Annotated in this window: 23 protein-coding genes; 12 read left to right on the top strand and 11 right to left on the bottom strand. The window is 59.9% G+C overall.

The features are described from left to right. Positions 1 to 2 precede the first annotated feature (2 nt). Positions 3 to 1,343, top strand: coding sequence for an N-succinylarginine dihydrolase (gene astB, locus QPL98_RS06205; RefSeq protein WP_153740578.1), 1,341 nt, complete (start codon positions 3 to 5; stop codon positions 1,341 to 1,343). Between the two features lie 11 nt (positions 1,344 to 1,354). On the opposite strand, the gene QPL98_RS06200 is transcribed toward astB, so the two are convergent. Beyond that, entirely contained in the window at positions 1,355 to 1,999 is a 645-nt protein-coding gene (locus tag QPL98_RS06200) for a TetR/AcrR family transcriptional regulator (RefSeq protein WP_153740579.1), read from the bottom strand. Positions 2,000 to 2,162: 163 nt separating this feature from the next. Between QPL98_RS06200 and QPL98_RS06195 the strand changes: the two genes are divergently transcribed. Beyond that, positions 2,163 to 3,254 carry an efflux RND transporter periplasmic adaptor subunit gene (locus QPL98_RS06195; RefSeq protein ID WP_153740580.1) on the top strand — a complete coding sequence of 364 codons (1,092 nt, stop codon included), beginning with the start codon at positions 2,163 to 2,165 and terminating at the stop codon, positions 3,252 to 3,254. Continuing rightward, a complete protein-coding gene (locus QPL98_RS06190) occupies positions 3,254 to 6,280 on the top strand; it encodes an efflux RND transporter permease subunit (RefSeq protein ID WP_303292914.1) in 3,027 nt (1,008 codons plus the stop codon). The genes QPL98_RS06195 and QPL98_RS06190 overlap by 1 nt, the downstream gene beginning before the upstream one ends. 24 nt (positions 6,281 to 6,304) lie before the next feature. On the opposite strand, the gene astE is transcribed toward QPL98_RS06190, so the two are convergent. The 6 genes from astE to QPL98_RS06160 all read right to left on the bottom strand — a co-directional run bounded on the left by astE (position 6,305) and on the right by QPL98_RS06160 (position 11,460). Beyond that, complete coding sequence (gene astE / locus QPL98_RS06185) at positions 6,305 to 7,363, bottom strand: succinylglutamate desuccinylase (protein ID WP_303292913.1); 1,059 nt, start codon at positions 7,361 to 7,363, stop codon at positions 6,305 to 6,307. Between the two features lie 171 nt (positions 7,364 to 7,534). Next, the gene (locus tag QPL98_RS06180; protein WP_014422561.1) at positions 7,535 to 8,257 is read right to left on the bottom strand and encodes an ABC transporter permease; all 723 of its coding nucleotides are present in this window, start codon (positions 8,255 to 8,257) and stop codon (positions 7,535 to 7,537) included. Between the two features lie 3 nt (positions 8,258 to 8,260). Continuing rightward, positions 8,261 to 8,965 (bottom strand): ABC transporter permease, encoded by a 705-nt coding sequence (locus QPL98_RS06175; protein WP_014422560.1) that lies wholly within the window; start codon positions 8,963 to 8,965, stop codon positions 8,261 to 8,263. Between the two features lie 47 nt (positions 8,966 to 9,012). Next, positions 9,013 to 9,765, bottom strand: a complete 753-nt coding sequence (locus QPL98_RS06170; RefSeq protein WP_303292912.1) for a transporter substrate-binding domain-containing protein — start codon at positions 9,763 to 9,765, stop codon at positions 9,013 to 9,015. A gap of 106 nt (positions 9,766 to 9,871) precedes the next feature. Further along, the gene (locus QPL98_RS06165; protein ID WP_022990754.1) at positions 9,872 to 10,642 is read right to left on the bottom strand and encodes an ABC transporter ATP-binding protein; all 771 of its coding nucleotides are present in this window, start codon (positions 10,640 to 10,642) and stop codon (positions 9,872 to 9,874) included. 59 nt (positions 10,643 to 10,701) lie between these two features. Next, entirely contained in the window at positions 10,702 to 11,460 is a 759-nt protein-coding gene (locus QPL98_RS06160) for an FCD domain-containing protein (RefSeq protein ID WP_206853245.1), read from the bottom strand. A gap of 254 nt (positions 11,461 to 11,714) precedes the next feature. Here QPL98_RS06160 and dctP point away from each other — a divergent pair, with 254 nt between their 5' ends. The 9 genes from dctP to QPL98_RS06115 all read left to right on the top strand — a co-directional run bounded on the left by dctP (position 11,715) and on the right by QPL98_RS06115 (position 21,236). Further along, positions 11,715 to 12,848, top strand: coding sequence for a TRAP transporter substrate-binding protein DctP (gene dctP / locus QPL98_RS06155; protein WP_031211052.1), 1,134 nt, complete (start codon positions 11,715 to 11,717; stop codon positions 12,846 to 12,848). A 102-nt stretch (positions 12,849 to 12,950) separates the two neighbouring features. Beyond that, on the top strand, positions 12,951 to 13,661 hold the full coding sequence (locus tag QPL98_RS06150) for a TRAP transporter small permease subunit (RefSeq protein WP_014422555.1): 711 nt from the start codon (positions 12,951 to 12,953) through the stop codon (positions 13,659 to 13,661). Then, on the top strand, positions 13,658 to 15,196 hold the full coding sequence (locus QPL98_RS06145) for a TRAP transporter large permease subunit (protein WP_014422554.1): 1,539 nt from the start codon (positions 13,658 to 13,660) through the stop codon (positions 15,194 to 15,196). The genes QPL98_RS06150 and QPL98_RS06145 overlap by 4 nt, the downstream gene beginning before the upstream one ends. Before the next feature lie 19 nt (positions 15,197 to 15,215). Then, positions 15,216 to 15,641, top strand: coding sequence for a heme-binding protein (locus QPL98_RS06140; protein WP_014422553.1), 426 nt, complete (start codon positions 15,216 to 15,218; stop codon positions 15,639 to 15,641). 12 nt (positions 15,642 to 15,653) lie between these two features. Continuing rightward, positions 15,654 to 17,126, top strand: a complete 1,473-nt coding sequence (locus tag QPL98_RS06135) for an FAD-linked oxidase C-terminal domain-containing protein (protein ID WP_303292909.1) — start codon at positions 15,654 to 15,656, stop codon at positions 17,124 to 17,126. Continuing rightward, positions 17,119 to 18,186, top strand: a complete 1,068-nt coding sequence (gene glcE, locus QPL98_RS06130; protein WP_303292908.1) for a glycolate oxidase subunit GlcE — start codon at positions 17,119 to 17,121, stop codon at positions 18,184 to 18,186. Before QPL98_RS06135 ends, glcE begins: the two co-directional genes overlap by 8 nt. Before the next feature lie 2 nt (positions 18,187 to 18,188). Beyond that, a complete protein-coding gene (gene glcF, locus QPL98_RS06125; protein ID WP_228224037.1) occupies positions 18,189 to 19,397 on the top strand; it encodes a glycolate oxidase subunit GlcF in 1,209 nt (402 codons plus the stop codon). Between the two features lie 107 nt (positions 19,398 to 19,504). Then, positions 19,505 to 19,936, top strand: a complete 432-nt coding sequence (locus tag QPL98_RS06120; RefSeq protein WP_153740590.1) for a DUF4124 domain-containing protein — start codon at positions 19,505 to 19,507, stop codon at positions 19,934 to 19,936. Positions 19,937 to 20,033: 97 nt separating this feature from the next. Next, entirely contained in the window at positions 20,034 to 21,236 is a 1,203-nt protein-coding gene (locus tag QPL98_RS06115) for a multidrug effflux MFS transporter (protein ID WP_278350544.1), read from the top strand. Positions 21,237 to 21,242: 6 nt separating this feature from the next. Here QPL98_RS06115 and QPL98_RS06110 read toward each other — a convergent pair whose 3' ends face one another. From QPL98_RS06110 to QPL98_RS06095, 4 genes are all read right to left on the bottom strand, one after another. Next, positions 21,243 to 22,040 (bottom strand): ABC transporter ATP-binding protein, encoded by a 798-nt coding sequence (locus tag QPL98_RS06110; RefSeq protein ID WP_153740591.1) that lies wholly within the window; start codon positions 22,038 to 22,040, stop codon positions 21,243 to 21,245. Further along, positions 22,037 to 23,026, bottom strand: coding sequence for an iron chelate uptake ABC transporter family permease subunit (locus tag QPL98_RS06105; RefSeq protein WP_278350545.1), 990 nt, complete (start codon positions 23,024 to 23,026; stop codon positions 22,037 to 22,039). The genes QPL98_RS06110 and QPL98_RS06105 overlap by 4 nt, the downstream gene beginning before the upstream one ends. A gap of 14 nt (positions 23,027 to 23,040) precedes the next feature. After that, on the bottom strand, positions 23,041 to 23,979 hold the full coding sequence (locus QPL98_RS06100) for an iron ABC transporter permease (RefSeq protein WP_286715577.1): 939 nt from the start codon (positions 23,977 to 23,979) through the stop codon (positions 23,041 to 23,043). Between the two features lie 95 nt (positions 23,980 to 24,074). Further along, complete coding sequence (locus QPL98_RS06095) at positions 24,075 to 25,034, bottom strand: iron-siderophore ABC transporter substrate-binding protein (RefSeq protein WP_227548872.1); 960 nt, start codon at positions 25,032 to 25,034, stop codon at positions 24,075 to 24,077. Between the last annotated feature and the right edge of the window lie 69 nt (positions 25,035 to 25,103).

The raw sequence follows: 25,103 nt of genomic DNA, 5'->3' as shown, positions 1-25,103 counted from the left end.
CCATGGTTAAACATGCGGTAGAAGCAAACTTCGATGGCCTGGTGGGTCCGACCCATAACTACGCCGGGCTGTCATGGGGCAATGTGGCCTCAAAATCCAACGTCAATGCGGTGGCCAACCCCAGAGAGGCGGCACTCCAGGGACTCGAGAAGATGAAGCGGCTGGCGGACCGGGGCTATGTGCAGGGCATTCTGCCACCCCACGAGCGCCCGCACATTCCCACCCTCCGTGCGCTGGGCTTTGAGGGCAACGAGCGTCAGATTCTGGAAGCCGTAGCCAAGGCAGATCCCGCCATTCTGGCGGCGGTGTCGTCGGCGTCCTGCATGTGGACAGCGAACGCGGCTACCGTCTCTCCCAGTGCCGACACAGCCGATCACCGGGTGCACTTCACCCCGGCCAATCTCAGTGCCAAGTTCCACCGCTCCATTGAACACCAGGTCACGGGTCGTTCGCTGAAAGCGATTTTTGGTGACGAAAGCTACTTTGCCCATCATCCGGCGCTGCCGTCGGTCAGTCATTTTGGCGATGAGGGGGCGGCTAATCACACCCGCCTGTGCAGTCGCTACGGGGAGCCGGGCGTTGAGCTGTTTGTGTATGGCCAGGTCGCGTTCAATGAATCCGCTCCGGCGCCAGGCAAGTACCCGGCGCGCCAGACCCTCGAAGCGTCACGCGCCATTGCCCGCCTGCATGGCCTTACCGATCACCGTGCCGTGTTTGCCCAGCAGAATCCGGCGGCTATCGATGCCGGCGTGTTTCACAACGATGTGATTGCGGTCGGTAATGGCAATTGCCTGTTCTATCACGAGCAGGCTTTTCTTGATGAGGCCCGGGTACTGGCAGACATCCAGGAACGCCTGACCGGTGCCAAGCTGGAAGCCGTGCGTGTTTCATCAGCGCAGGTGCCCATCGAAGATGCGGTGGCCTCCTATCTGTTCAACAGTCAGTTGTTGAACACTGCCGATGGTATGCTGCTGGCTGTACCGGGTGAGTGCCGCGAAGTGGCCTCGGTCAGCCGGTATCTGGATGAACTGGTGAAAGCCGACACGCCGATCACCGCGGTGGAAGTGTTTGGTGTCAAACAGTCCATGCGCAATGGTGGCGGGCCTGCGTGTCTGCGCTTGCGGGTGGTGCTCAACGACGACGAGCTTCACGCTATCAACCGGGGTGTGATCCTGACCGATGCGCTCTATGAGCGACTGACCTCCTGGGTTGAGGCCCACTACCGCGACCAGCTCAGCCAGCAGGACCTGGCCGACCCGATGTTACTGGAGGAAGTGCGCAAGGCGCTGGATGAACTGACCGGTATTCTTGGCCTCGGCAGCATCTACGATTTTCAGTTGTAAGGCTGGTCAGCTCAGCGTACCGGCTCGCTGGAGATAGAGCGGGTCAGCATATCCATGGTGTGACGAATGAGTGCTTCGGAAGGAAACTCCCCGGCCTCGGTGGATTCCGCCTGGCACAGCATGATCACGCCATGCAGGGCGCCGCGCAGGTAAAGCGCGGTTTGCGCTGGCGACTGGATACGGTCGCGGCTGATGGTGCCGTCTTCCAGGCCAAGATGAATCGCCGCTTCCATCAGCACCATCAGTTCGTTCTTTGAACACAGCATCTCCCTGGCCTGGTCTTCTTCCGCATCGGCGATGGCGGTGGAAGCCTTGGTCAGGGCGGTGAAGTAGTCCGGAGCTTCCACAAAGAAATGGTAGTAAGCCTCTCCCATGGCCCGGATCTTCCCGAGCCCGGTATCGGTTGCCTGCATCGCCCGCTCAAACCGGGTCACCAGATCCTGCCCGGCCCGCAGCATGATGCCTCGCTGGATGGCGGCCTTATCCTTGAAATAGACATAGAGCAGAGCCCGGCTCAGGCTGGCTGTGCGCGCAATGTCGTCCATGGAGGTGCGGTCGTAGCCCTTTTCTGAGAACACCAGTTCGGCGGCGTCCAGAATGGCGTCGTACCTTGCCTGTTTTTCCCGTTCCCGTCGTGACTTCAGCGGTTCATTCATTGTGATCCCGAGCTTTCCGGCTTTGGCTGCATGATAACTGAAAACCGATGAAAGCCGATTATTGACAATTTGTCAAAGAGTGACATGATGTCGGAAACAATGGGCAACCTCCGATGGACCGGGGGTCACAATCAACCTGTTCAGGGAAAGGGGCTGGAACACTATGTCTCTCACACTACGTCACTCTCCGTTTGTTCTGGCCAGTGCGCTGCTGGCCGTGCTGTCTGTCTCCGGCTGCCGCGGTGGCGGCGCCGAATCCGGCGAAAACGTTGAAAATACGCCGGTCGCCGTGCGGGTATCCGCTGTCACCGGTGGTCAGATGGAAGAAATTCCTCTGCGCTTTTCTGGCATTGTCCGTGCGGCCCAGCGGGCAACCCTGACATTTCAGGTCAGCGGGACGCTCAAGGAACGCCCGGTTGAGCTGGGGCAGACGGTAAAGCCCGGTGATGTGCTGGCGCGTCTGTACAATCCGGCGCTGGAACCGGCGCGGGATTCCGCGGCTGCCCGCCTGGAGGAACTGAGAACCCAGTTTGAACAGGCTCAGCGGGAGTGGGAACGCTCCAGCCGGTTGCATCAGCGAGGCGTGGTCTCGGAGCAGACTCTGGAACAGATTGCCGCCCGCCGGGATTCGCTGAGGGCAAGCATGGCGACGGCCGAAGCCTCACTGGCCGAAGCCACAAGGCTGCTTGAGGAAAGCGTTCTGAAGGCGCCCTTTGCCGGGCAGGTGGAAGCATTGCTGGTGGAGCGGGATGAGTTCGTGGGAGCCGGTCAGCCGGTCATGCGGTTGTCCTCGCCGCTGGGGCGGGAAGTGGAAGTGCGGGTACCCGCGCACTTGCTCGGTCATGTCCGGATTGGTCAGGAGCTACCGGTTTGGCTGGTGCAGGACCGCAACCGTGAACCTGCCACCGGCACTGTGGTGGAGATTGCCCAGGGCAGTTCCATCCGCGGGGAACTGCATCCGGTACTGGTCAGCCTGCCACCAAATTCCCTGTCCTCCGGTGAGCCGGTGGAAGTGGGCATTGCCCCGGTGCGGGAATCTGCCATTACCGTGCCCCTGCTGGCGGTCGTTCGCGACAGTACCGGCACCAGTGTGTTCCGGGTGCAAGACCAGGTAGCTCAGCGGGTTCCGGTACAGGTCGACCGGGTCATCGGTGAGCGCGTCATGGTGCACCCGGGTGCATTGAGCCCGGGAGATCAGGTGGTGTATGCCGGTATGACCCGGCTGGTGGATGGTGACACCGTGGAGGTGCGCTGATGACCCGCCGACTGCTTAACTGTCAACGCTTGCTGGGCATGGTGGTGACCATGCTCTGCCTGCTCGGTATTGCCGCCTACAGCACCATGCCCCGTCAGGAAGATCCGAGTTTCCCATACCGGGCCGGTATGATCACGGTGAGTTATCCCGGTGCCAGTGCCGAGGCGGTTGAGCGCCTGGTGCTTCAGCCGCTGACCGATGAGTTGCGTCAGGTCGAAGAGCTGGACTGGAGCCAGGGCACCGCCAGAACCGGCGTGGCACTGGCCCGGCTGAAACTCCGGGACCGCATCTATGACACCGATTCGGCGTGGGATCGGGTTCGTCAGGCCATGGAGCGGGCGCGCCAGGATTTCCCCGATGATGTGGGCCTGATGGAGCTGGATGACCGTCTGATCGACATCCCGGCCGTGGTGCTGGCCGTGGGCGGTTCACCCTCAGTGACTGAGCTTTCGGAGGTGGCCGAACGCCTGAAACAGAACCTTCTGGATATCCCTGGCATCTCCCGCATTGAACTTGAAGGGGATGCCGACGAACAGATTACCCTGGCACTTGACGACGCCGCGCTGTATCGGCTGGGAGTTCCGCCCAAGCGGATACTCGACACCCTGGCCCGGCGCAACCAGACCATCCCCGGTGGCTTCGTGGTGGTGGAAGGCAAGCGCCTATCAGTATTGCCGAACACTGAGTTCACGGACATAGACGCGATTCGCGCGACGCCCATTGAGCTGCCAGATGGCTCCCAGGTGCCCCTGGCAGCGGCCGCAGAAGTCTGGCGTGGGCCGGCCGAGCCCCGGCAGCCAGAGACCTGGTTCGACGGCGAGCGGGTGGTGTTGCTGTCAATTATCATGGAAGAAGGTTCCACCGACGCCATCCGCTTTGGCGAGCGGATCCGGGAACGGCTGGACCAGGTGCGTCCAGACTTCGAGCCGTACCAGCTCCGCGAGATGTTTTTTCAGCCCGACAAGGTGTCTGACCGGCTGGATGATCTGGCCTGGAGCCTGGTGCTGTCGGTACTGATCATTGTGGCGGTGGTATTTACCGGCATGGGTATCCGCATGGGCCTGCTGGTGGCGTCCATCCTGCCCATGGTGGCCCTGATCAGCGTGGGGCTCTATGACCTCGGGGGTGGGGTGTTGCATCAGATTGCCGTTATCGGGATGGTCATTTCCCTGGGTATCCTGATCGACAACGCCATTGTGATTGTTGAAAACATACAGGGCCATCTGGATGAGGGCATGCGCCGGCTGGATGCCCTGCGCAAGGCGGTCGGTGAGCTGGCCGGGCCGTTGGGTGCGTCTACCGGCACAACACTTGCCGCCTTTGCGCCGCTGTTGATGGCCAAGGGCGGCGCCGCGGATTTCACCCGGGGCGTACCGGTGATGATCATGCTCACCCTTTCTGTGAGCTATCTGCTGGCAATTTCTGCCGTGCCCCTGCTGGCGGCGCGTTTTCTGAAGCCCCGGAAAAATATTCACAAAGACCGGCTTATCGGCCTGGCCAGCTACCTCGGTGGCCTGGTGTATCGGCACCCGGGCCGGTTGATTACCGCCGGCGCCCTGCTGGTGGTGATCAGCCTGGGCATGACCCCGTTCATGGCCCAGCAGTTTTTCCCCAACGCAGACCGCCCTCGTGTCATCGTCGAGATGTACATGCCCGAAGGCACCGATCAGGCCCGAACCTCTGAAGTGGCCGCCGTTCTTGAACAGGCCATTCGGACCCGGGCCGAGGCACTGGAAGTGCACCGCTTTGTCGGCTTTACCGGGCCGTCGTTCTATTACAATCTGCAGCGCTCGCCACAGGCGCCTAACCGGGCAAGGCTGGTGGTTCGCACGCCGACGCTGGCCGATACCACCGACCTGGTGAAATGGATCCGCCACGAGGCCGCCCGGTCGCTACCGGAGCTGGATATCACCGCCGGGATTCTGGGGCAGGGACCACCGCGGCCTGCGCCGGTAGAAGTCCGTGTCTTCCATCCGGACGACAACGCCCGCGCCCGAGCCACCGAGCAGGTCTATTCCATTCTCAGGGGTGTTGAGGGCACGGTGGATGTTCGCCATGATCTCGACATTGGTGTGCCCAGCATCGCCATCAATGTGGACGACGCCACCGCCGCCCGCTATGGCCTCACCCGAGCCGATGTTGCCCAGAGCCTGTATGGCCAGAGCTACGGCGCCGTGGCTGAACGTTACCGACAGGAGGACGACCCGATACCCATCGTGCTGCGCTCCCGCGAAGGCACGTCGCTGTCACTGTCGCGCCTGCTGTCTGTGAATACCTACAACGACCAGGGCGATGCCATTCCGCTATCGGCCGTGGCCACGGTTGAAACTACCTGGGAACCGGCGGCGGTTTACCTGCGCAACGGGGTACGGGTGAATACGGTCAGTGCCAATCTGGAGGAAGACTACAGCTTCAGCCAGGCGCTGGACGGCCTGTATGCGGGCCTGGAACAGAACCCGTTGCCGGCGGGCACGCGACTGGACATGGGGGGAGATGCCGAAGGTTCTGACCGTGCCAACTCCGCACTGCTGACCGCGGCACCGATCGGCATGCTACTGTTGCTGTTCTTCCTGCTGTTGCAGTTCAACTCCTTCCGGCGGGTGGGCATTATCCTGCTGACCGTACCGCTGGCAACTGTTGGCATTTTCCCGGGGCTGGTTCTGTCCGGTTCGCCCTTCGGTTTTCAGTCGCTGCTGGGGGTGATTGCTCTGGTTGGTATCGTGGTGAACAACGCCATCGTGCTGCTGGACGTAATGGATCGGGAGCTGGAACGGGGCCGAGCCATTGCCGATGCGGTGCGCACCGCTGTGGAACGCCGTACCCGGCCCATCCTGCTGACCACCGCAACCACCGTGGCCGGCCTGCTGCCGCTGGCGTTCTCAAGTTCCACCCTGTGGCCACCCATGGCCTGGGCCATCATCAGTGGTTTGCTGGCTTCGACGGTCCTGACCCTGCTGGTGATACCGTCAGTCTGCACCAAACTGATCAAACTGCCGGTGGGCGAACCCGAAAACGCGCCAGCCTGAACCTGGTGTCATGTACAGGGCGGCTCAGACAGAGCCGGCCCTGTACACTTCCCTGGCTCGGATCATCAAACCCACCCGCTGGCCCACAGGCACCGCCCGGTTTGGAAACACCACCGCCTCCGGCGCGGTTCCGACCCGGTAGTCATCCTGATCATCCTCCCAGATCACCGTGCCAGGCTGATACTCCGTGAAGTTCGCCACATCGTCCGGAACATGAAACCGGAAAGACGGCCCGGTATTGAGCACCTCATGCACCACCTCAAACACCGTCAGATGATCAAATGGTGGCTGCACTGCGGGCGCTGCCTCGCCCCGGAAACGCCGGCGCAAGGCCCGCTCAATGCCTTGGAACCGTCGCAGATCATTCCGGCCAAACGGCTCCACCTTGCCCAGTTCAATGGTAAAACTCTCCGCCTTCAGAGTGCTGGCAGTGAACGATGAAAACACTGTCGATTCCTTATGCTGCAGCAACAGGGTCTCCACCTCGGCCTCCAGCAGGAACGCACACTGGCCGGCCGGAACCGACCGCCCTTCCACGTACGGGTACAGCGCAAAGCGCTCCCGTTTCGACGGGCGAATAGCGGTATGCAGATCATAATGGTTTAACGCCAGGCCCTGATGCGCCATCGCAAACTGCCGACACATTTCCTCCAGAAACCGAGCCCGCCGGCCCTCCGCAAGCCCGGAATATTCCGGTTTGCCATGGGCACCATTGAACAACCGGTTCATGTTCACATCCAGAAACCGCTCACCCTCCACCATGGCAGGAGGGTTGCCCAGGATCAGCAGCAGCGGGCACGCCAGCGACCACTCCCCGGAAAACAACTCCGACACCAGCATGTTCAACACCTCAATCGGTGCTGTTTCGTTGCCATGCACACCGGCAGAAATGATCAGGGCTTCCTGGTTCGGGTTAGCCTGCTCTGCCGGTGGCGTCAGCCAGAGAACCCCGTTGGCCTTGCGGGAGACCTGAGTGCCATCGGGCAGGGCGGTTTTGGTTTCGGGCAGATCAGCGGAAGCGTTGGCGAGGGTATGGCTAAGCCAGTCCGGATGGAAATCAAAAAGACGATTCGAAGCGTTCATCGATACCCCGCAAAAGGTTCGGGGTCAGCCGGCGGGAACGTCTTCCGGGAATGTCGAAGGCCAAGGATGGCCTTCGAGAAGCGCACATGGATGTGCTCGTAGCGGTTCCCGGAAGACGTTCCCGCCGGCTGGCCGTGCACCAGGATTGGATGATGGGTTGTAGGGCGCTGCTCAGGAATTAACCGGCCGCTGATGCCGCAAAAGATGGTTTTCCAGCTTGCGGAAAGCAAACACCAGAATAAACGTCAGCGCCATATAGCAAAGCGCCACGAAAATAAACGCATCGAACGGCGCATAAAACCGCGAATAAATGTTCCTTGCCGCCCCCGTCAGATCAACAATGGTGACCACACTGGCAATCGCACTGGCGTGCAGCATGAAAATCACCTCATTGGAATAGGCCTGGACCGCCCGCCGAGCCGCACTCGGCAGAATGATCCGGCGCATCCGCAGAAACCAGTTCATGCCATAGGCTTTCGCCGCCTCGATTTCACCATGGGGCGTCGACATGATCGCCCCCCGGATAATCTCCGTGGTGTAGGCTGCGGTATTCAGCGTGAAGGCCAGCAGGGCAGGATAAAGAGGTTCCCGGAAGATCTCCCACCAGAAAGTCTCCTGAATCCCCGGAATCTGCGCTACTCCATAATAGATAATGTACAGCTGGATCAGCAGCGGCGTGCCCCGGAACAGATAGGTGTAGATCCAGATTGGCCCGGACACCAGCGGATTCCGGACCGTACGCAGAATCGCCAGCGGCACCGCCACCACCAGGCCGATGACCAGCGACAGAAACACCAGGTGTACGGTCGTAACCAGACCGTCCCAGTACTCCATCAGCGTCATGGCCGTGAAAATTTCGTTCTTGTTCAACCACTCGGCAATGAAATCAGGCATCGTTTAATTCCCCTGAACCACGCCGACATTGGCTCGACGATCAAGCCACTTGATAAACAGCTCCGACCCCGCCGTCAGCGCCAGATACACGGCAGCCACCGGTACGAAGAAGTGGAAAGGCATGCGCTCCGCCTTGGCGGCTTCCTCCGCCACCCGAACCATATCGGTCAGGCCAATGATGGACACCAGCGCTGTGGTCTTGAGCAACACCTGCCAGTTATTGCCGATGCCCGGCAGGGCATGGCGTAACATCTGCGGGATCATCACCCGCCGGAAGGTATGCCAGCGGGAAAAACCATAGGCCTTGGCCGCCTCAATCTGACCGACATCCACTGCCAGAAAGGCGCCGCGAAAGGTTTCGGTCATATAGGCACCGAAAATCAGACCGATGGTCACCACGCCGGAAATGAAAGGATCAAACTGGAAGAAAAAGTCGATACCGCGGGTTTCCCACAGATAATCCGAAAGCATGTTCACCGCTACCTGGCCGCCATAATAGAACAACAGCATCATTACCAGGTCCGGAACCCCGCGAATCAGCGTGGTATAGGCGGTTGCGATGCCGGCGGCAACACGGCTGCCGGAGAGTTTTGCGCTGGCACCAACCAGGCCAAGCGCCAGGGCCAGGGCCAGAGACAGGAAGGCCAGCTCAATGGTGATGACCGCTCCTTCTGCGAGGGCCGGGCCATAGCCTTTCAGATCAAACATGGGAGTATCCGGTCAGCGGGGGCGACGTGGCGCCGCCCCCGTGGTCATTACATCTTGATATCGTAGTTAAAGTACTTCTTCATGATGGTGTCGTAGGTGCCATCTTCCTTCAACGTGCGCAGGGCGGCGTTTACTTCATCGGCCAGGTCGGCATCACGCTTGCGCATGGCAACGCCCACACCTTCACCCAGTTTCACAGGCTCGCCCACTTCCTTGAAGCCGTCTTTGGACAGAACGGTCTGCTCACCCACCGGGTAGTCGACAAAGACCACATCCAGACGCTGACCTTCAAGGTCCAGTACCATGTCATCAGCGGTGGTGTAGCGCTTGATTTCAACAATGCTACCCATGTTTTCGGTCACGTAGGTATCCATGGTGGTACCGCGCTGCACGCCGACAGTCTTGCCTTTCATGGCATCCATATCAGTGACGTCGGTGCTGAAATCGTTCGGGCCGAACCAGCCGCCCGGGGTGTTGTAGTACGGCTCGGAGAAGAGCACGCGCTCGGCGCGCTCCGGTGTAATCGACATGGAAGACATGATCAGATCAAACTTACGAGCCAGCAGGCCCGGAATCATGCCGTCCCATGCCTGGATGACGAATTCGCAGTTGGCGTTCATCTCTTCACACATGGCGTCGGCCAGTTCCACTTCAAAACCGGTCAGCTCACCGTTCTCGTCTTTGTATTCGAATGGCTCGTAGGGCACATCAAAAGCAATGCGCAGGTTTCTTTCCTGAGCCTGGGCCGTGCCGGCAACCAGGGCCAGGGCGCAACTTGCTGCAACAATCAGTTTTTTCATGTGTCACTTCTCCAGTAATTCGCCACAAAGACTTTATTTTTTATGGAAGTTTCGGGAGCTTCTCTTTAACTCCAGGTCTAACACCGATTCAAGATAGCACTGGTGTTCAGAACTTGGGAGCAAGAAATTGCTTCATACGCTCGGAATCCGGGTTGTCAAAAACCTTGTCCGGGGTTCCCTGCTCCTCAATCACGCCCTGATGCAAAAACAGGACCTGGCTCGACACATCCCTTGCAAACGCCATCTCGTGGGTGACCACGATCATGGTGCGGCCTTCCTCGGCCAGACTCTGCATAACTTTCAGGACCTCGCCCACCAGCTCCGGGTCCAGGGCCGAGGTTGGCTCATCAAACAGCATCACTTCGGGTTCCATGGCCAGCGCCCGGGCAATGGCCGCCCGCTGCTGCTGTCCGCCGGACATCTGGGCCGGGTAATAGTCCTTGCGTTCGTAGATGCCGACCTTGTTCAGGTAGGCCTCTGCGCGCTCAATCGCTTCTTTTTTCGGAATCTTCAGAACGTGAACCGGCGCTTCGATAATGTTCTCCAGCACCGTCATATGGGACCAGAGATTGAAGCCCTGGAAGACCATGGAGAGGCGAGCCCGGATCAGTTCCACCTGGCGGTTATCGGCGGGTACCCGTTCACCTTTTCGGTTTTCGGTGAACCGGATTGGGTCGCCGTGCACAATAATGTCACCGGAGGTGGGGGTTTCCAGCAGATTGATGCAGCGCAGAAAGGTACTCTTGCCGGAACCGGAACTGCCAATCAGGGAAACCACATCACCCTTGCGGGTTTCCAGAGAGATGCCCTTGAGAACTTCCAGCTTGTCAAAGGTCTTGTGGATGTCCCTGCAAATAAGAGGCGCTGGTTCCGCCATGGCTGGCTCCTGAGACTGTCATACAAAGGCGCATGTTTTACGGACTGTTGCCGTGGAAATCAATACCGCTTTGTTGGGTTTTCGTGAAAGTTGTTGGACTCGAGTGAGACTCGAATGACCTCTGCCCCCTGGTTTTCCAGGCTTCTCAATGAATCCTGAACAAAACGTACGTGGGCCATGGCCACCTTGCGGGCGGTTCTGGCTTTACCCGCCATAATGGCCTGGTAGATCTGCTTGTGCTGTTTCATGATTAACTGACGCATTTCTGCTCTGGGATTCAGGTTGGCAACGGAGGCATGCACGGTCAGCAGCATCATGTTTTTCAGACCATTGAGCACGTGTACCAGTACCGGGTTATGAGACGCTTCAATAATAGCCTGGTGAAAACCGTGGTCGGGTTTGGCGTTGCTGAGTGGGTCGGTTTCCTCAAGAGCCCGATAGGCTTTGGTAATGCGGTGCCGGTCGCCGCGGGTTGCGCGCTGGGCCGCCAGTTCCGCCGCCTGGCCTTCCAGCTGTTCGCGCACTTCCAGCAGGTCATAAAGGGTGCGGGGGTGGCCGGCAAACAGGTGCATTAACGGGCTGTTGTCTTCCAGATCGTCCGTAGTCGGGACTATGCTGGCAACAAAGGAGCCCCGGCCATGCTGGGTTTCGATCACGCCTCGGCCCTGGAGTTCATGCAGGGCTTCACGAATGATGGCCCGGGAAACCCCAAGCCGGGTCGCCAGCTGGCGCTCCGAGGGTATCTTCTGCCCCGGTGCCAGGCCGCCGTCGAGAATCAGCCGCTCTAGCCTGAAGGAAATTTCCTGCGATATCCCCATGTTTTCTACCTGGCTGGTCTGACCAGTTGCTAATGATCGAGTGTTCAGGAAGTCCTTCTCGGGCAATGCTCTCCAGACCGCTAACTATGGCCTATGGCGCTGAATTCGTCCATTTTGCCGCAATCAAAAACTGGTCTGACCAGTTGGCAATTCTCTGGACTAAACCGCACCTGCCTACGAATATCTTTTTAATGCTGGCATTTGCTGGTGTTGGATTACCTCTGCATAACAACAAAGTGAACGGAGATGTTTCGATGAACATCAATGATAACAACGACAAGCATTGTGATTCAGACGCAAACCCACCACGCCGGAGTTTTCTCAAGAAACTGGCAGTTGGTGCAGCCCTGGCGGGCGCACTGACACTGGGCGCCGGTCAGGCCCAGGCCGCGACTACCTGGAAGATTCAGTCGGTGTGGGATGCGGGCACGGTTGGCTATGACCTGTTTGAGGAGTGGTGCAACAGCATCAAGGAAAAATCCGGTGGAGAACTGATTTTCAGGCCGTACCCGGCAAAGGCGGTCGCGGCCGACAACAACGCCCTGTTTGATGCGGTACGTAATGGCGTACTGCAGGGTATGAACCCGTTTACCCTGTACTGGTCAGGCAAGATTCCGGCATCGGTGTTCCTGTCGTCCTACCCGGCTGGCCCGGATCAGCCACACCAGTGGGACACCATGTTCTATTCCCTGGGCATGCTGGAGAAAACCCGGGAGATCTACAAAAAATACGGGCTGTTCTACGTGGGCCCGATTCAGCACGACGCCAACATCATTCATTCCAAGAAGCCGGTGAACAGCCTGGCGGATCTCAAGGGTATGAAGATCCGGGTGCCAGGCGGCATGGTGGCTGAAGTATTCCAGCAGTTCGGGGTATCCACTGTCAGCCTGCCGGGTTCCGACATCTTCCCGGCTCTGGAAAAGGGCACCATCGATGCGGCGGACTACGTGGGCCCGGCAGTGAACTATGAGCTGGGCTTCTCCCAGGTGACCGATTACATCCTGTTCGGGCCTCCAGGGGTGATGTCTATTTACCAGCCGGTGGATCTGATGGACCTGACGGTGAACCTGCGTGCCTGGAACGCCCTGGATCCCAAGCTGCAGCAGCTGGTTGAGGAAGAGGTGCGCAATTACTCCCAGAAGCACTACCTGACCATCCAGAAGCGCAACATCGAAGCCATGGAGAAGTTCAAGGCGGATGGAGACACCGTCACGCGTCTGAGCCAGCAGGATCTGCAGGAGTTCCGTCGCGCGGCAATTCCCATCTGGTACAACTGGGCGAACAAGAACGAGGATGCCAAGGCCATCTTCGATATGCAGCTCGAGTACATGATGAACGACACCGTGGGCTACGTCACCGAGGAAGACCTCAAGGCGGCTGGCAAGTAAAGCGGCACTACCAACAACAATCAAAAAAGCGGGGAAGGGCAGGGAAGCCTTGGTTCAGGGCGCTCTCTCCCTTCCCCGCGTTGTCACTGACGTGAGGACAGTATGTCTGATCTGAGCAACTTTGGCTTTGTGCTGCCGCACTGGTTCTACTGGGGTTGGCTGGCGGTAATGCCGCTGCTGATGATGGCGTGGGACCGTTGGTCCAGTAGCCGTGGCGTGCAGGCGATTGACAAGAATGCCCTGGCAAACGAGAAGCTTCAGCAGATCGAAGCCGAAATGTCGAAAACCATCGAGTCGGATTACGCGAACTGGTTTACCCGGATTATCGACTGGATCAGCGAAAAATCTGGCGTGTTTATTTCCTTCTGGACCGTAAACGCCGTTGTTTTCTACTTTTTTGAAGTGGTTATGCGCTACATCTTCAATATGCCGACCATCTGGGTGCATGAGGCCAGCTTTCTGCTGTTCGGTATGCAGTACCTGCTGGCGGGCGCGTTTGCCCTGCTGCATGGCGCCCATGTGCGGGTCGATGTGATCTATAACCTGTTGCCTGTGCGGGGCCGGATTGGCATGGATATCTTCACCTCCATGTTCTTCTTCATGTTTGCGTTGGCGCTGGTGATTACCTCCTGGACCTTTTTCCAGAACTCCTACTCGATGGATGAACGTACCGTCGAGACCTGGGGCATCCAGTACTGGCCGGTCAAGGCCATGATGCTGCTGGGGGCTGTTCTACTTACCTTGGCGGGCCTGTCCAAACTGATCAAGGACATTGCCCTGTTCGTCAAGCTTGGCCGGGAGCAACACGCATGACTACCACTACAGTGAACAATCCGGGCCAGGGCAACCTCAAAGGCAAGCTTGGCACCTGGCTGATGATTCTGGCCACCGCTGCGCTGGCCTTTGTGATGTTTGTCGAGTTCGTCAACATTCTGTTCTACGACCCGTTCAGCGATGAGAAATTCCTGTTCAAGCTGGCCGGAAGCCTGGCCGATGTGAACATCGGACCGCTCACCTACCTGATGTTCGGCTCCCTGTTGGTGGCTTTGATGATGGGTCTGCCACTGGCGTTTGTTACCGGTGGTCTTGGGGTTGCCTTCATTTATCTGGTGGGCGACTCGCTGATGCTGAACATCATCCCCAGCCGCATCTTCCCGATGATGACCAACTCCGATCTGGCCGCTATTCCGCTGTTCATCTTCATGGCGGCGATGCTGGAACGGGCCGGCCTCATCGAAGAAATGTTCAATGTCGTCTACAAGTGGATGGGTGGTGTTGGCGGCGGCCTGGCCATTGCCACCATTGTGGCCTCGACCATTCTAGCAGCGATGGTCGGGGTTATCGGTGCGGCGGTCGTGACCATGGGGATCATTGCCCTGCCGGCCATGCTCAAACGGGGTTACGACCACAAGATCGCCCTCGGCTCCATCATGGCGGGCGGTACCCTGGGTATTCTCATTCCGCCCTCGATTCTGGCGATCCTCTATGCCGTGGTTGCCCAGCAATCGGTGGGTGAACTGTATCTGGGGTCGGTGATTCCTGGCGTTCTGCTATCCAGCCTGTATGTGTTCTATGTCTGGATCCGGGCGAAGCTGAACCCCGAACTAGGGCCTCCGATTCCCAAGGAGGAACGCATCGGCCTGAAAGACAAGCTGCTGCTTCTGAAAGACCTGATTGCGCCTCTCATTCTGGTGTTCCTGGTGCTTGGCCTGCTCTTTGGCGGCATTGCCACACCAGTTGAGGCGGCCGGCATCGGCTCCTTTGGCGCCATTCTTGTGGCGATGAAACACAAGGTGTTCACCATCGCGACTCTGCGGGATGCTTCGGTCACCACCGCCAAGGCTTCCGCCATGGTGCTATGGATCATGTTTGGTGCCTCGGTGTTTGTAGGTTTCTACATTCTCCAGGGTGGTCAGGACTTTATTACCGAATCCATTCTGGGCACCGGCCTGCCGGCCTACGGCATCCTGTTCCTGCTGATGGTCTTGCTGGTGGTACTGGGCATGTTCCTGGACTGGGTCGGCATCCTGCTGCTGGCGGTGCCTATCTTTATCCCCATTGTGGAAGCCCTGGAGTTCCCGGGTCTGTTCGGCCTGCCGGGCGTGTCTGGTGACGACGTGGTGCTGTGGTTCGGGGTGTTGTATCTGGTGAATATGCAGATGTCGTTCCTGAGCCCGCCCTTCGGCTATGCGCTGTTCTATATCCGCGGCGTGTGCCCGCCGGAAATTTCCATGGGCACCATCTTCAAGTCATCCCTGGTGTTCCTGGCCATCCAGGCCCTGGGCGTATTCCTGTGCATTGTGTTCCCGGCCATCACTACCTGGCTGCCCAATCTCGCTTATGGCTAACCAAGAGGAGTAAATCGTTATGTTGACCATTCATCGTCTCGACCTGTCTGATGCACGCATCCTGATTGAGGGTGCGGCGGCCAAGGCCCGTGAAATCGGCGTGCCCATGTGCATCGCAGTGGTGGACGAGTCCGGCACGCTGATCGCCTTTGAGCGTATGGACGGGGGCAAAGTGACCAGTGTTACCATCGCACAGGACAAGGCATTTACCGCTGCGGCCGCGCGCAAAGCGACCCACGACTACAATGCCGCCAACGTGCCGGGCAACCTCGCCTTCGGTATACATACTGAAGTGGGCGGTCGCCTGAGCACGGTAGGCGGTGGCCTGCCGGTGATGGTAGACGGTGAAGTGGTCGGCGGTATCGGTCTCAGCTCGGGCACGCCACAACAGGACATGGACTGTGCCCAGGCTGGCATCGACCATTTTGAAAGCAAACGCCAGTAACCGGTGCCTCTTATGAATACTCAATCCCGTATCAGCAAATCCCGGCTGGCGGAGCAGTTCCGGGCTTTTATTGACCCGGACTTCGTTATCACCGATGACGAAACCCTGAAACCCTATGAGTGCGATGGCCTGGCCATGTACCGGGAAATGCCCATGCTGGTGGTGCTCCCGGAAACCGTGGAACAGGTGCAGCGGGTCATGCGCATTTGCCACGAAAACGGCGTGCCGGTGGTGGCCCGTGGTGCCGGTACCGGTTTGTGTGCCGGTGCCATGCCGCATAAGGAAGGGGTTGTGCTCTCGCTGGCCAAGTTCAACCGGATTCTGAACATTGATCCGATTGGTCGCACCGCACGCCTGCAGCCGGGTGTCCGTAACCTCGCGATCAGCGAAGAGGCTGCACAGTACGGCCTTTATTACGGTCCGGATCCTTCCTCTCAGATCGCCTGCACCATTGGCGGCAACGTGGCCGAAAACTCCGGTGGCGTGCACTGCCTGAAGTACGGCCTGACCGTGCACAACATCCTCAGTGTGGAAATGATCACCGCCGAGGGTGACCGGGTAACGGTCGGCAGCGATGGCCTGGACAGCTACGGTATGGATCTGCTGGCGCTGCTCACCGGCTCTGAAGGACTGCTGGGCGTGGTCACCGAGGTGAAGGTGAAACTGCTGCCCAGGCCGGAAGTGGCACAGGTGATCATGGCGGGCTTCGACAGCATCGAGAAAGCGGGCGACGCGGTGGGTGGCGTGATTTCCCACGGCATCATCCCCGGTGGCCTGGAAATGATGGATGGTCATGCCATTGTCGCGGCCGATGACTTCTGCGGTGCCGGGTATCCCCGGGATGCCAAGGCCCTGCTGCTGTGTGAAGTGGACGGCACCGAAGAGGAAGTGCACGAACACATCGCAGAGGCCGAAGCGCTGTTCGGTAAGCTGGGCGCGACCTCCATTCGCACCTCACAGAGCGAGGAAGAGCGGGCTCTGCTGTGGAAAGGGCGCAAGTCGGCCTTCCCGGCGGTGGGGCGGATCTCGCCGGATTATTACTGCATGGATGGCACCATTCCGCGTCGCTATCTGGCCAAGGTATTGCTGGAAATGGAAAAGATGTCAGAAGAGTTCGGCCTGCGGGTGGCGAACGTGTTTCATGCGGGCGATGGCAACCTGCACCCGCTGATCCTGTTTGATGCCAACGTGCCAGGCGAATTTGAGCGCACCGAGGCGTTCGGCAGCAAGATCCTGGAACTCTGTGTGGAGGTGGGTGGCTGCATCACCGGTGAGCATGGCGTGGGCGTGGAGAAAATTCGCCAGATGGCGGTGCAGTTCAATGATGACGAGCTGCAGCAGTTCCACGATGTGAAAGCGGCCTTCGACCCCACCGGAATTCTGAACCCGGGCAAAGGGGTGCCCACCCTGAAATTCTGTCAGGAATACCGCTCCATCGAGCACAAGCAACACAAGCACGAAGAGGCGGACACTGCCCATGGCTGATCAGATCCAAACGATACAGGAGCAGGTGCTCAAGGCCCGCAGTAACGGGCAGAAACTCAACATTGTCGGCGGCGGCAGCAAGTCCTTTATGGGGCGCCAGAGCGATGCTGATGCCAGCACTCTGAGCCTGGCCGAGCACACTGGTGTGGTGGAATACCATCCGGTAGAGCTGGTGCTGACGGTACGTGCCGGTACCACCCTGAAAGAAATTGAAGCGGTGCTGGCGGAGCAGGGCCAGTGTCTGCACTTTGAGCCGCCGCATTTTGGCGACGCATCCACCATCGGCGGCACAATGGCCTGCAACCTGTCCGGCCCGGCCAGACCCTGGGCTGGATCGGTGAGGGATCAGGTGCTGGGTATTCGCCTGCTGAACGGCAAGGGCGAACACCTGCGTTTTGGTGGCCAGGTGATGAAAAACGTGGCGGGATACGACGTTTCTCGTCTGCAGGCCGGCGCCATGGGAACACTCGGGGTGATCACCGAGATCAGCCTGAAAGTCATGCCGAAGCCGGCGGCCACCGTTACCCTGGTGCGGGAGATGGCCATGGACGAGGTGGTGGAATACATGAACCGCCGTGCCGGTGAGCCCAAACCCATCACCGGTGCCTGCTGGGTAGATGGCAAGGTGTACCTGCGCCTGGCCGGTGCACAATCAGCGGTTGAGGCGACCGCCGAGAAGTGGGGTGGCGAGGTTATGGCTGAGGGTGACCAGCTCTGGCGACAGGTTCAGGACATGCAACACGGCTTCTTTGACGATCCGGAAGCGCCCCTCTGGCGGTTCTCCCTGGATTCCACCGCCAAAACACCGGAGCTTGAAGGCCCCTGGATGATCGACTGGGTTGGCTCCCAGCGATGGTATCGCGGCCAGGCATCACTCAGCGATCTGGAGCCGCTGGCTAGTGCTGCCGGTGGTCAGGTCAGTCTGTTCCGGGGTGGTGATCGCACTGCCGAAGTGATGCAAAGCCAACCCGAGGCGTTGAAAACCATCCAGCGCCGCGTGAAACACTCGTTCGATCCCGACGGCATTTTCAATCCTGGCCGTCTCTATAGCTGGTTGTAATTATGCAAACGAATCTGGTTCAACAATTTGCCAATGATCCCGAAGGTCAGGAAGCGGAGGAGATCCTCAGGGCCTGTGTGCATTGCGGTTTCTGCACCGCAACCTGCCCAACCTACCAGGAACTGAACGACGAGCGGGACGGGCCCCGTGGCCGCATCTATCTGATGAAGATGTTCCTGGAAGGCGGCGAAGTGACCGAGAAAACCCGTGAACATCTCGACCGCTGCCTGACGTGTCGAAGCTGTGAAACCACCTGTCCCTCCGGCGTGAAATATGGCCGTCTGGTGGATATCAGCCGTGGTTTGATGGAGAAAGAGCTGCCGCGTAAGCCGCAGGAAAAATGGCTGCGCTGGGCGCTGACCCGCTTCCTGCCGGATCGCCGGCTGTTCGGGTTGATGCTGCGTCTGGGCCAGGCCTTCCGGCCGGTCCTGCCGGAAAAACTGCGCACCAAGGTGCCGCCCCGCCGGCACGCAAGCCCCTGGCCCTCGTCGAGCCACAGCCGTGTGGTTCTGGCCCTGGCCGGCTGTGTTCAGCCGTCGGCTGCGCCCAATACCAACGCTGCCGCCGCCCGGGTGCTGGACAAGCTCGGCGTGACCATGGTGGAAGCCCCCGAGGCCGGATGCTGTGGCGCGGTGAACTACCATCTTTCCGAACATGAGCGCGGTCTGGAACAGATGCGCCGCAACATCGATGCCTGGTGGCCCGCCATTGAAGCCGGAGCCGAGGCCATCATCATGACCGCGTCAGGTTGTGGTGCCATGGTCCAGGATTACGGCCATCTGCTGAAAGATGATCCGGTCTACGCCAACAAGGCAAGGAAGGTCAGCGAGCTGTGCACTGATCTCGGGGCGTTCCTGTTGAAGGAAGACCTGGAGCCTCTGAAGGCCAGTGCCCAGGCTGGCAAGGTGGCGTTCCACTGTCCGTGTACCCTGCAGCACGCCATGAAACAGAATGGAGTAGTGGAGCAGGTGCTCACCAAAGCGGGAATCGACCTGGCGGCCACCAAAGACAAGCACCTGTGCTGTGGCTCGGCGGGTACCTATTCCATTACCCAGCCGGAGATGAGCCAGAAGCTGCTGGATAACAAGCTCAAGGCGTTGACGGTGGAGAACCCGGTGCGGATTGTCACGGCCAACATTGGCTGCCAGTTGCACCTGGAGAGCAAAGCAGACGTGCCGGTGAACCACTGGATCGAGTTGCTGGACCGCTGACCCGTTCCTGAAAGTGGCGCTGGTTTTCGGTATAGTCCCCAGCGCCTGTCCCGCTGCCGTGATGGCAGCGGGAATGTTGCGATAACTCTTTCACAGGATGTGATCCCATGCCAAGGAGACTGGCCCTGAGCCTGCTTTTCGTTGCCGCGGCAGCGCCCGTCACTGCCGAAATCTACCGTTGGACCGATGCCAACGGGTCCATTCACTTTTCCGATACGCCTCCCAGGCAGCTGCGACATTCCAGTGTTTCGGTGAAACCACCGGTGACCGTCCCCATGGGCGAAAACATCCGCCAGGCTGACCGAGTGCGGCAAAGCCGGGCCGAGGTGAGTCGCCTGCTGGCCCCCGGCAGCACGGATCGCTACGCCCAGGCCAGAGAGGCGAAAAAGCAGGCGGCACAGTGCGAGAAATATCGGAAGCAGCTGGACCGGATTCAGGGCCAGTTGCGAGCCGGCTACAGCAATGATCGAGGCAATGGCCTGCGCCAGAAACGACGCAAGCTCAGTCAGCTTTATAGCCGGGAGTGCGTGCTCGATTAGGCCTGAGTAGCTGAGTTCTGCCCGGGCTTCGGAAACCGCGCATTGTGGTTTCTCCTTGATTATTGTTAGCTATCTACCTAGTCAGCGGAGGTAGCCCTTGTCTCATTTTCAGCTCGCGTTATTACTTGGTATGACCGTCGCCCTGGGGCCTCTGGCTCTGGATGCGTATTTGCCAGCGTTCCCCGATATTGCCGACGGATTTGGTATTCCCCACGCGGATGTGGGCCTGACTCTGAGTGCCTATGTCGCCACCCTTGGTCTCGCCCAGCTGGTGGGCGGGCCTTTGTCGGATCGCTATGGTCGCAAGCTGATACTTTTCGTTGGACTGACCATTTTCGCCATTGCCGCGATGATGATTGCTGGTGCTGATACCCTGGCGGAGTTGGTGGGCTGGCGGATCGTGCAGGGCATCGGCGGTGCTTTCTGTGCGGTCTCGGTGCCGGCGATTGTCCGGGACCAGGTGGGCGGACAGGAAGCCGCGCGCCTGTTCGGCCTGATTGGCCTGATCATGTTTATTGCCCCGGCTGCGGCACCTTCACTCGGTGCGTTGATGCTCGCGCTCGGCGATTGGCACTGGATCTTCGTATTTCTGGCCGGCTACGCGCTCTTGCTGGCGGTCGTGCTGCAAATTGCCCTGTTTCCCAGGTTGAAACCCAGGCCCCAGGCCACGACGCCGGTGAAAACTCTGGTGACCAACTACCTGCTGGTGCTTCGCCACAGCACAACCATGCGCTTTATCGGTATTCAGGTGATGTGCTTCAGCACCATGCTGCTGTTCATTACCCACTCGTCGTTTATCTACCAGGAGTGGTTCGGTCTGTCGAACGCCAGTTTCTCCATGCTGTTCGCGGCCAATATCGGATTGATGGCGGTGCTGAATCTGGTCAACCGGCCGCTGTTGCGACGTTTCCCATCGGTAATCCTGTTGCGGGTACAGGTCATGCTGCAGTTCCTGATGCTGGTCGGGCTGGTTACCGTGGTAATTCTGGACGGCCCGTTCTGGGCGGTGGCGTTGTTCATCATTGGCGCCATTGGCTGTCAGGGCGGGATCGTGCCTAACAACATGGCCAATGCGCTGGAGTTCTTTCCGCATCTGGGCGGAACCGCCGCCGCTATGCTGGGCGCCTCTCAATTCACCCTGGCCGGAGGGATCAGTGCGCTGTCATCGGCCTTCGGAGGTGATGCGCTGCTGCCCATCGTGCTGAGCATGCTGGCCTGCTCGGCTGGTGCGGTGGTGCTGGCGGCCGGAGCGCCAGCCGCTATTGCCCGGGAAAAGGCCAGGGCCGAAGCCCAGGCCTGATACCGCTCAGGGATTGCGGCGCACGTTGACCAGTAACGGGCTACCGGTGGCCGGGTCGTGAATCAGATCGCAGCTGACGCCGTAGAGTTCCTGCACCAGCTCCGGTGAGACAATCTCCGCCGGAGCGCCCTCCTCAATAATGGTTCCATTTTTCATGGCCACCATATGGTCCGCATAGCGACAGGCACTGGCCAGGTCGTGCACCACCATGGCGATGGTCTTGCCTTGTCCGCTCAGCGCCCGGATTAACTCAAACACCTCAATCTGGTGACCCAGATCCAGAGCCGACGTGGGCTCATCCAGCAGCAACAGCGGCGTTTGCTGGGCCACCGCCATGGCAATCCAGGCCCGCTGTCGTTGCCCGCCAGAGAGGGTGTCCAGTGCACGGTCAGCCAATCCGGCAACATCGGCGGCCTGTATCGCCTGATCGAAGGCCCGTTGGTCTTCTTTCGACCACTGTGTCATCCAGCCCTGATGAGGCTGGCGGCCAAAGCGTACCAGGTCGGCAACGGTGAGACCTTCCGGGGCGGTGTTGTCCTGGGGTAGCAGGGCCAGTTTCCGGGCGACTTCTTTGGACGGCAGGCGATGGATATCCTTGCCGTCAAGAAGCACCGAGCCGCCCTTGGGCGTATGAATCCGGGCCAGACCATTCAGCAAGGTGGATTTTCCGCAGCCGTTGGGGCCCACGATGGCGGTGACCTGGGCCGTTGGCAGATGAAGGCTCAGATTCTCCGCTACCACAAACTGACGGTGCGCCAGGGTGATGTCGTCGGCGGCAAGGGTCGCGGTTTGGGGTTGGCTCATGTCAGGCTCCGTGGCGAAGGTCTCAGCAGTATCCAGAGCAGGTAAGGGCTGCCGACGATGGCGGTAATGATGCCTACCGGAATTTCCAGCGGCGCAAACAGCGTGCGGCCTAACAGGTCGGCAATCAGCATGAAGCTGGCGCCCGCCAGGGCCGCAGCCGTGAGCGGAACCTTGCCCGGGCGGCACAGGGCCCGGGCAAGCTCCGGCGCCAGCAGGGCAATCAGGCCAACCGGCCCGCAGACCGATACTGCCAGGCCCGTGAGCATCACCGACAAACCCAGGCCGATTATGCGGGTGGCTTTCAGTCGGGTGCCCAGGGCAATGGCCACCGCATCCGTGAACTGCAAGGTATTGAGGGCCCGGCTGAGACTCATAAGAACCAGGTAGCCGGCCGCAAGGCCCATTCCGAGTACCAGCACACTCTGGCCGGAACGGGCATTCAGACTGCCCACGGTCCAGGGATAGGCCGCATTGGCGGCATCAATCGCCACCCGACTGAGCATTACCTGGGTAACAGCGCCCGCGATGGCGCCAATGCCAATTCCGGCGACGATAAAGCGATAGCCGCGGGTACCATTGGCGCCCGCCAGACCAAAGGCGATCGCCGTGGCGGCTGCCGCTCCGGCCAGAGCCATGGCTGATGGCGCCAGCGATAGCCCCACACCCACTACCGACGCGACGGCAAAGGCGGTAGCCGCGTTATCGATGCCGATAATGCCCGGTGTCGCCAGACGGTTACGGGCCAGGGTCTGCATCAGGCATCCGGCCATGGCCAGCGCCGCGCCACTCAGTAGTCCCGCAATTACCCGGCTCAGACGAAGCTCGTTGATCACGAAATCGGTTATTGGGTCTGCGTTACCGGCTAATGCCCTGAGGGTATCGAACAGGGAAACCTGCACGGTACCGGTGGCCAGCGAGATGATGGTTGCCAGGACTAACAGCCCGAGCAGGGCGGTATTAACCAGAGCGTTACGTTTGTCCGGCATGGCGAATCCTGCGGTCATAGCGAAGGCATCCGGCCGGCCCGGACAATGGCCAGCAGCACCGGAGCGCCAATCAGAGCGGTAACCACCCCCAGAGGCATTTCGGCGGGCGCGGCAATCAACCGGGAAACCACGTCGGCACCCAATACCACGGCAGGGCCAACAGGCACACACAGCCAGAGGGTCTTGCGGATATCCGGGCCAGAAAAGGCCCGGGCAATAAACGGCACCACCAGCCCCACAAAGATCAGCGGCCCGGCCAGGGCCGTTGCCGAGCCCACCAGAAGAGCAACCGTGAGGGTGATCAGGAAACGGATTCGCCCCGGGTGATGTCCCAGCCCAACGGCCGCCTTTTCGCCCAGGGCCATGGCTGCCAGTGGTCGTGCCACGGTAGCCATCAGAACCAGCGCGAGTGTGATGGAAGGAAGCGTTGCCCAAAGTATGGATAAGGGTTTGCCGGCCACGCTGCCGGTAATCCAGAAGCGAATCTCATCGGCGGCTCGCTGGTCTATCAACATCAACATGGAGGTCAGCGCCAGCAGCAGTCCGGTCAGGGTGGCCCCGGCCAATACCAGGCGCACAGGATCATTGCCCAGCCCCTGCACCCGGGTGGCGGCGATCACCAGGGCGCAGCCGGCCAGCGCCCCGAGCTGGGCGACCAGAGTGGTGAGTGTGGCTGTGGTGGCTCCCAAGAGGATGGCCAGGGCCACTGCAAAGCCACTGCCAGCGCTGACGCCCAGCAAGCCAGGCTCGGCGAGCGGATTGCGGGTCATGGACTGGAGCAGGGCACCAGCCAGGCCCAGTGCGAGGCCGGTGACCAGGGCAATGATGGTGCGGGGTAGCCGAAGTTCGGTGACCACAAACCAGGCTTCCTCAGTGCCATTGGCCATCAGCGCCGCAATGGCATCGCTGGCAGACACCGGGCCGGCGCCATAGAGCAGGCTGGCCAGTACCACCAGCAACAATAAAAATCCCGCAGCCAGAAGCGGCGGGAAAAAAGCGCGAGACGCAACCACGCTAGTCGGGGATAGAGCGTTTAACATTGGGCGCTTCAGGGCTGAATGGCCGTGACCGCAGCTTCGATGTCATCAAGAATGGCCAGTACCGCCAGAGGTCCGGTAGCGCTGGTCCAGAGTTGCCCGCTGACGGTGATCACCCGGTCGTGTTCAACCGCATCCAGGCGGGCAAAGGCCGGGGATTGGCGGGCTGCCTCCAGTGCTTTATCGCCATCTGCATTCAGTGTCGCCAGGAATACCCAGCTTTGATCCATGCTGGACAGGTTCTCCAGGCTCAGTGGTTCGCTATGGGGGCGACCTTCTTTAACCAGATCATTGTCATCTATCCGGAAGCCTACTGCCTGAAGAATCGAGGCCGAGAACAGGCCTTCCGCCATCACCAGGGGGCCCTGGGGCATCCAGCGAACCAGGGTGGCATCTCGCTGGGCTTCCGGGATGCGGGCCTCCACAAGGGCGGCAACTTCGGCAATGCGTGATTCGACTTGGGCAATCACCTGCTCAGCGGCTTCTTCCCGCCCCAGGGCTTTGGCGAACAGGCGGGTTTCCCGTTCCCAGCTGTCTGATTGGAACATGGGAACATCTGACACGATCACCGGCGCAATCCGCGACAGCAACTGGTATTGCTGCTCATTGGTGCGTGGCGCCGCCAGAATCAGATCGGGCCGGACGGAGATAACCGCTTCAATATTGGTTTCGGCCGGAGCGCCCACAATAGCGATATCACCCGCCCGGGACTTGATGTAATCGGCAACGTCGCTGCCGCCACGGGTAATCACTGCGCCCACTGGGTTGGCATCTACGGCCAGTGTCGTGTCCAGGGCACCCTCATACAGTGTGACTACTCGCTCTGGCTGGCCGTTGACCGTTACCGGGCCATAGGCCGTTTCCACAGACCGGGTATCCGCGAGACTGGCACCCACGCCCATGGCGGAGAGAGCCAGTACGGCAATGGAACGGAGAAGCGTCTGTTTAGGGGGGTGAGTGCGGCATGTCATGGTCAGTGCGCTCCGGCAGCGGGGTGTTAGATAGCTTGCAAATTTTAATGGAAAATAATGATAATGGTT

The sequence above is a fragment of the Marinobacter sp. ST-43 genome (genome assembly GCF_030541085.1).
In the GTDB taxonomy this organism is placed as follows: domain Bacteria; phylum Pseudomonadota; class Gammaproteobacteria; order Pseudomonadales; family Oleiphilaceae; genus Marinobacter; species Marinobacter nauticus.
Note: the sequence above shows the minus strand (reverse complement) of the source record. Positions and strands in the feature narration are given on the sequence as shown.

Coding starts and splice junctions, on each gene's coding strand:
- astB (WP_153740578.1), top strand. CDS start 3: ATGGTTAAACATGCGGTAGAAGCAAACTTCGATGGCCTGGTGGGTCCG.
- QPL98_RS06200 (WP_153740579.1), bottom strand. CDS start 1,999: ATGAATGAACCGCTGAAGTCACGACGGGAACGGGAAAAACAGGCAAGG.
- QPL98_RS06195 (WP_153740580.1), top strand. CDS start 2,163: ATGTCTCTCACACTACGTCACTCTCCGTTTGTTCTGGCCAGTGCGCTG.
- QPL98_RS06190 (WP_303292914.1), top strand. CDS start 3,254: ATGACCCGCCGACTGCTTAACTGTCAACGCTTGCTGGGCATGGTGGTG.
- astE (WP_303292913.1), bottom strand. CDS start 7,363: ATGAACGCTTCGAATCGTCTTTTTGATTTCCATCCGGACTGGCTTAGC.
- QPL98_RS06180 (WP_014422561.1), bottom strand. CDS start 8,257: ATGCCTGATTTCATTGCCGAGTGGTTGAACAAGAACGAAATTTTCACG.
- QPL98_RS06175 (WP_014422560.1), bottom strand. CDS start 8,965: ATGTTTGATCTGAAAGGCTATGGCCCGGCCCTCGCAGAAGGAGCGGTC.
- QPL98_RS06170 (WP_303292912.1), bottom strand. CDS start 9,765: ATGAAAAAACTGATTGTTGCAGCAAGTTGCGCCCTGGCCCTGGTTGCC.
- QPL98_RS06165 (WP_022990754.1), bottom strand. CDS start 10,642: ATGGCGGAACCAGCGCCTCTTATTTGCAGGGACATCCACAAGACCTTT.
- QPL98_RS06160 (WP_206853245.1), bottom strand. CDS start 11,460: ATGGGGATATCGCAGGAAATTTCCTTCAGGCTAGAGCGGCTGATTCTC.
- dctP (WP_031211052.1), top strand. CDS start 11,715: ATGAACATCAATGATAACAACGACAAGCATTGTGATTCAGACGCAAAC.
- QPL98_RS06150 (WP_014422555.1), top strand. CDS start 12,951: ATGTCTGATCTGAGCAACTTTGGCTTTGTGCTGCCGCACTGGTTCTAC.
- QPL98_RS06145 (WP_014422554.1), top strand. CDS start 13,658: ATGACTACCACTACAGTGAACAATCCGGGCCAGGGCAACCTCAAAGGC.
- QPL98_RS06140 (WP_014422553.1), top strand. CDS start 15,216: ATGTTGACCATTCATCGTCTCGACCTGTCTGATGCACGCATCCTGATT.
- QPL98_RS06135 (WP_303292909.1), top strand. CDS start 15,654: ATGAATACTCAATCCCGTATCAGCAAATCCCGGCTGGCGGAGCAGTTC.
- glcE (WP_303292908.1), top strand. CDS start 17,119: ATGGCTGATCAGATCCAAACGATACAGGAGCAGGTGCTCAAGGCCCGC.
- glcF (WP_228224037.1), top strand. CDS start 18,189: ATGCAAACGAATCTGGTTCAACAATTTGCCAATGATCCCGAAGGTCAG.
- QPL98_RS06120 (WP_153740590.1), top strand. CDS start 19,505: ATGCCAAGGAGACTGGCCCTGAGCCTGCTTTTCGTTGCCGCGGCAGCG.
- QPL98_RS06110 (WP_153740591.1), bottom strand. CDS start 22,040: ATGAGCCAACCCCAAACCGCGACCCTTGCCGCCGACGACATCACCCTG.
- QPL98_RS06105 (WP_278350545.1), bottom strand. CDS start 23,026: ATGCCGGACAAACGTAACGCTCTGGTTAATACCGCCCTGCTCGGGCTG.
- QPL98_RS06095 (WP_227548872.1), bottom strand. CDS start 25,034: ATGACATGCCGCACTCACCCCCCTAAACAGACGCTTCTCCGTTCCATT.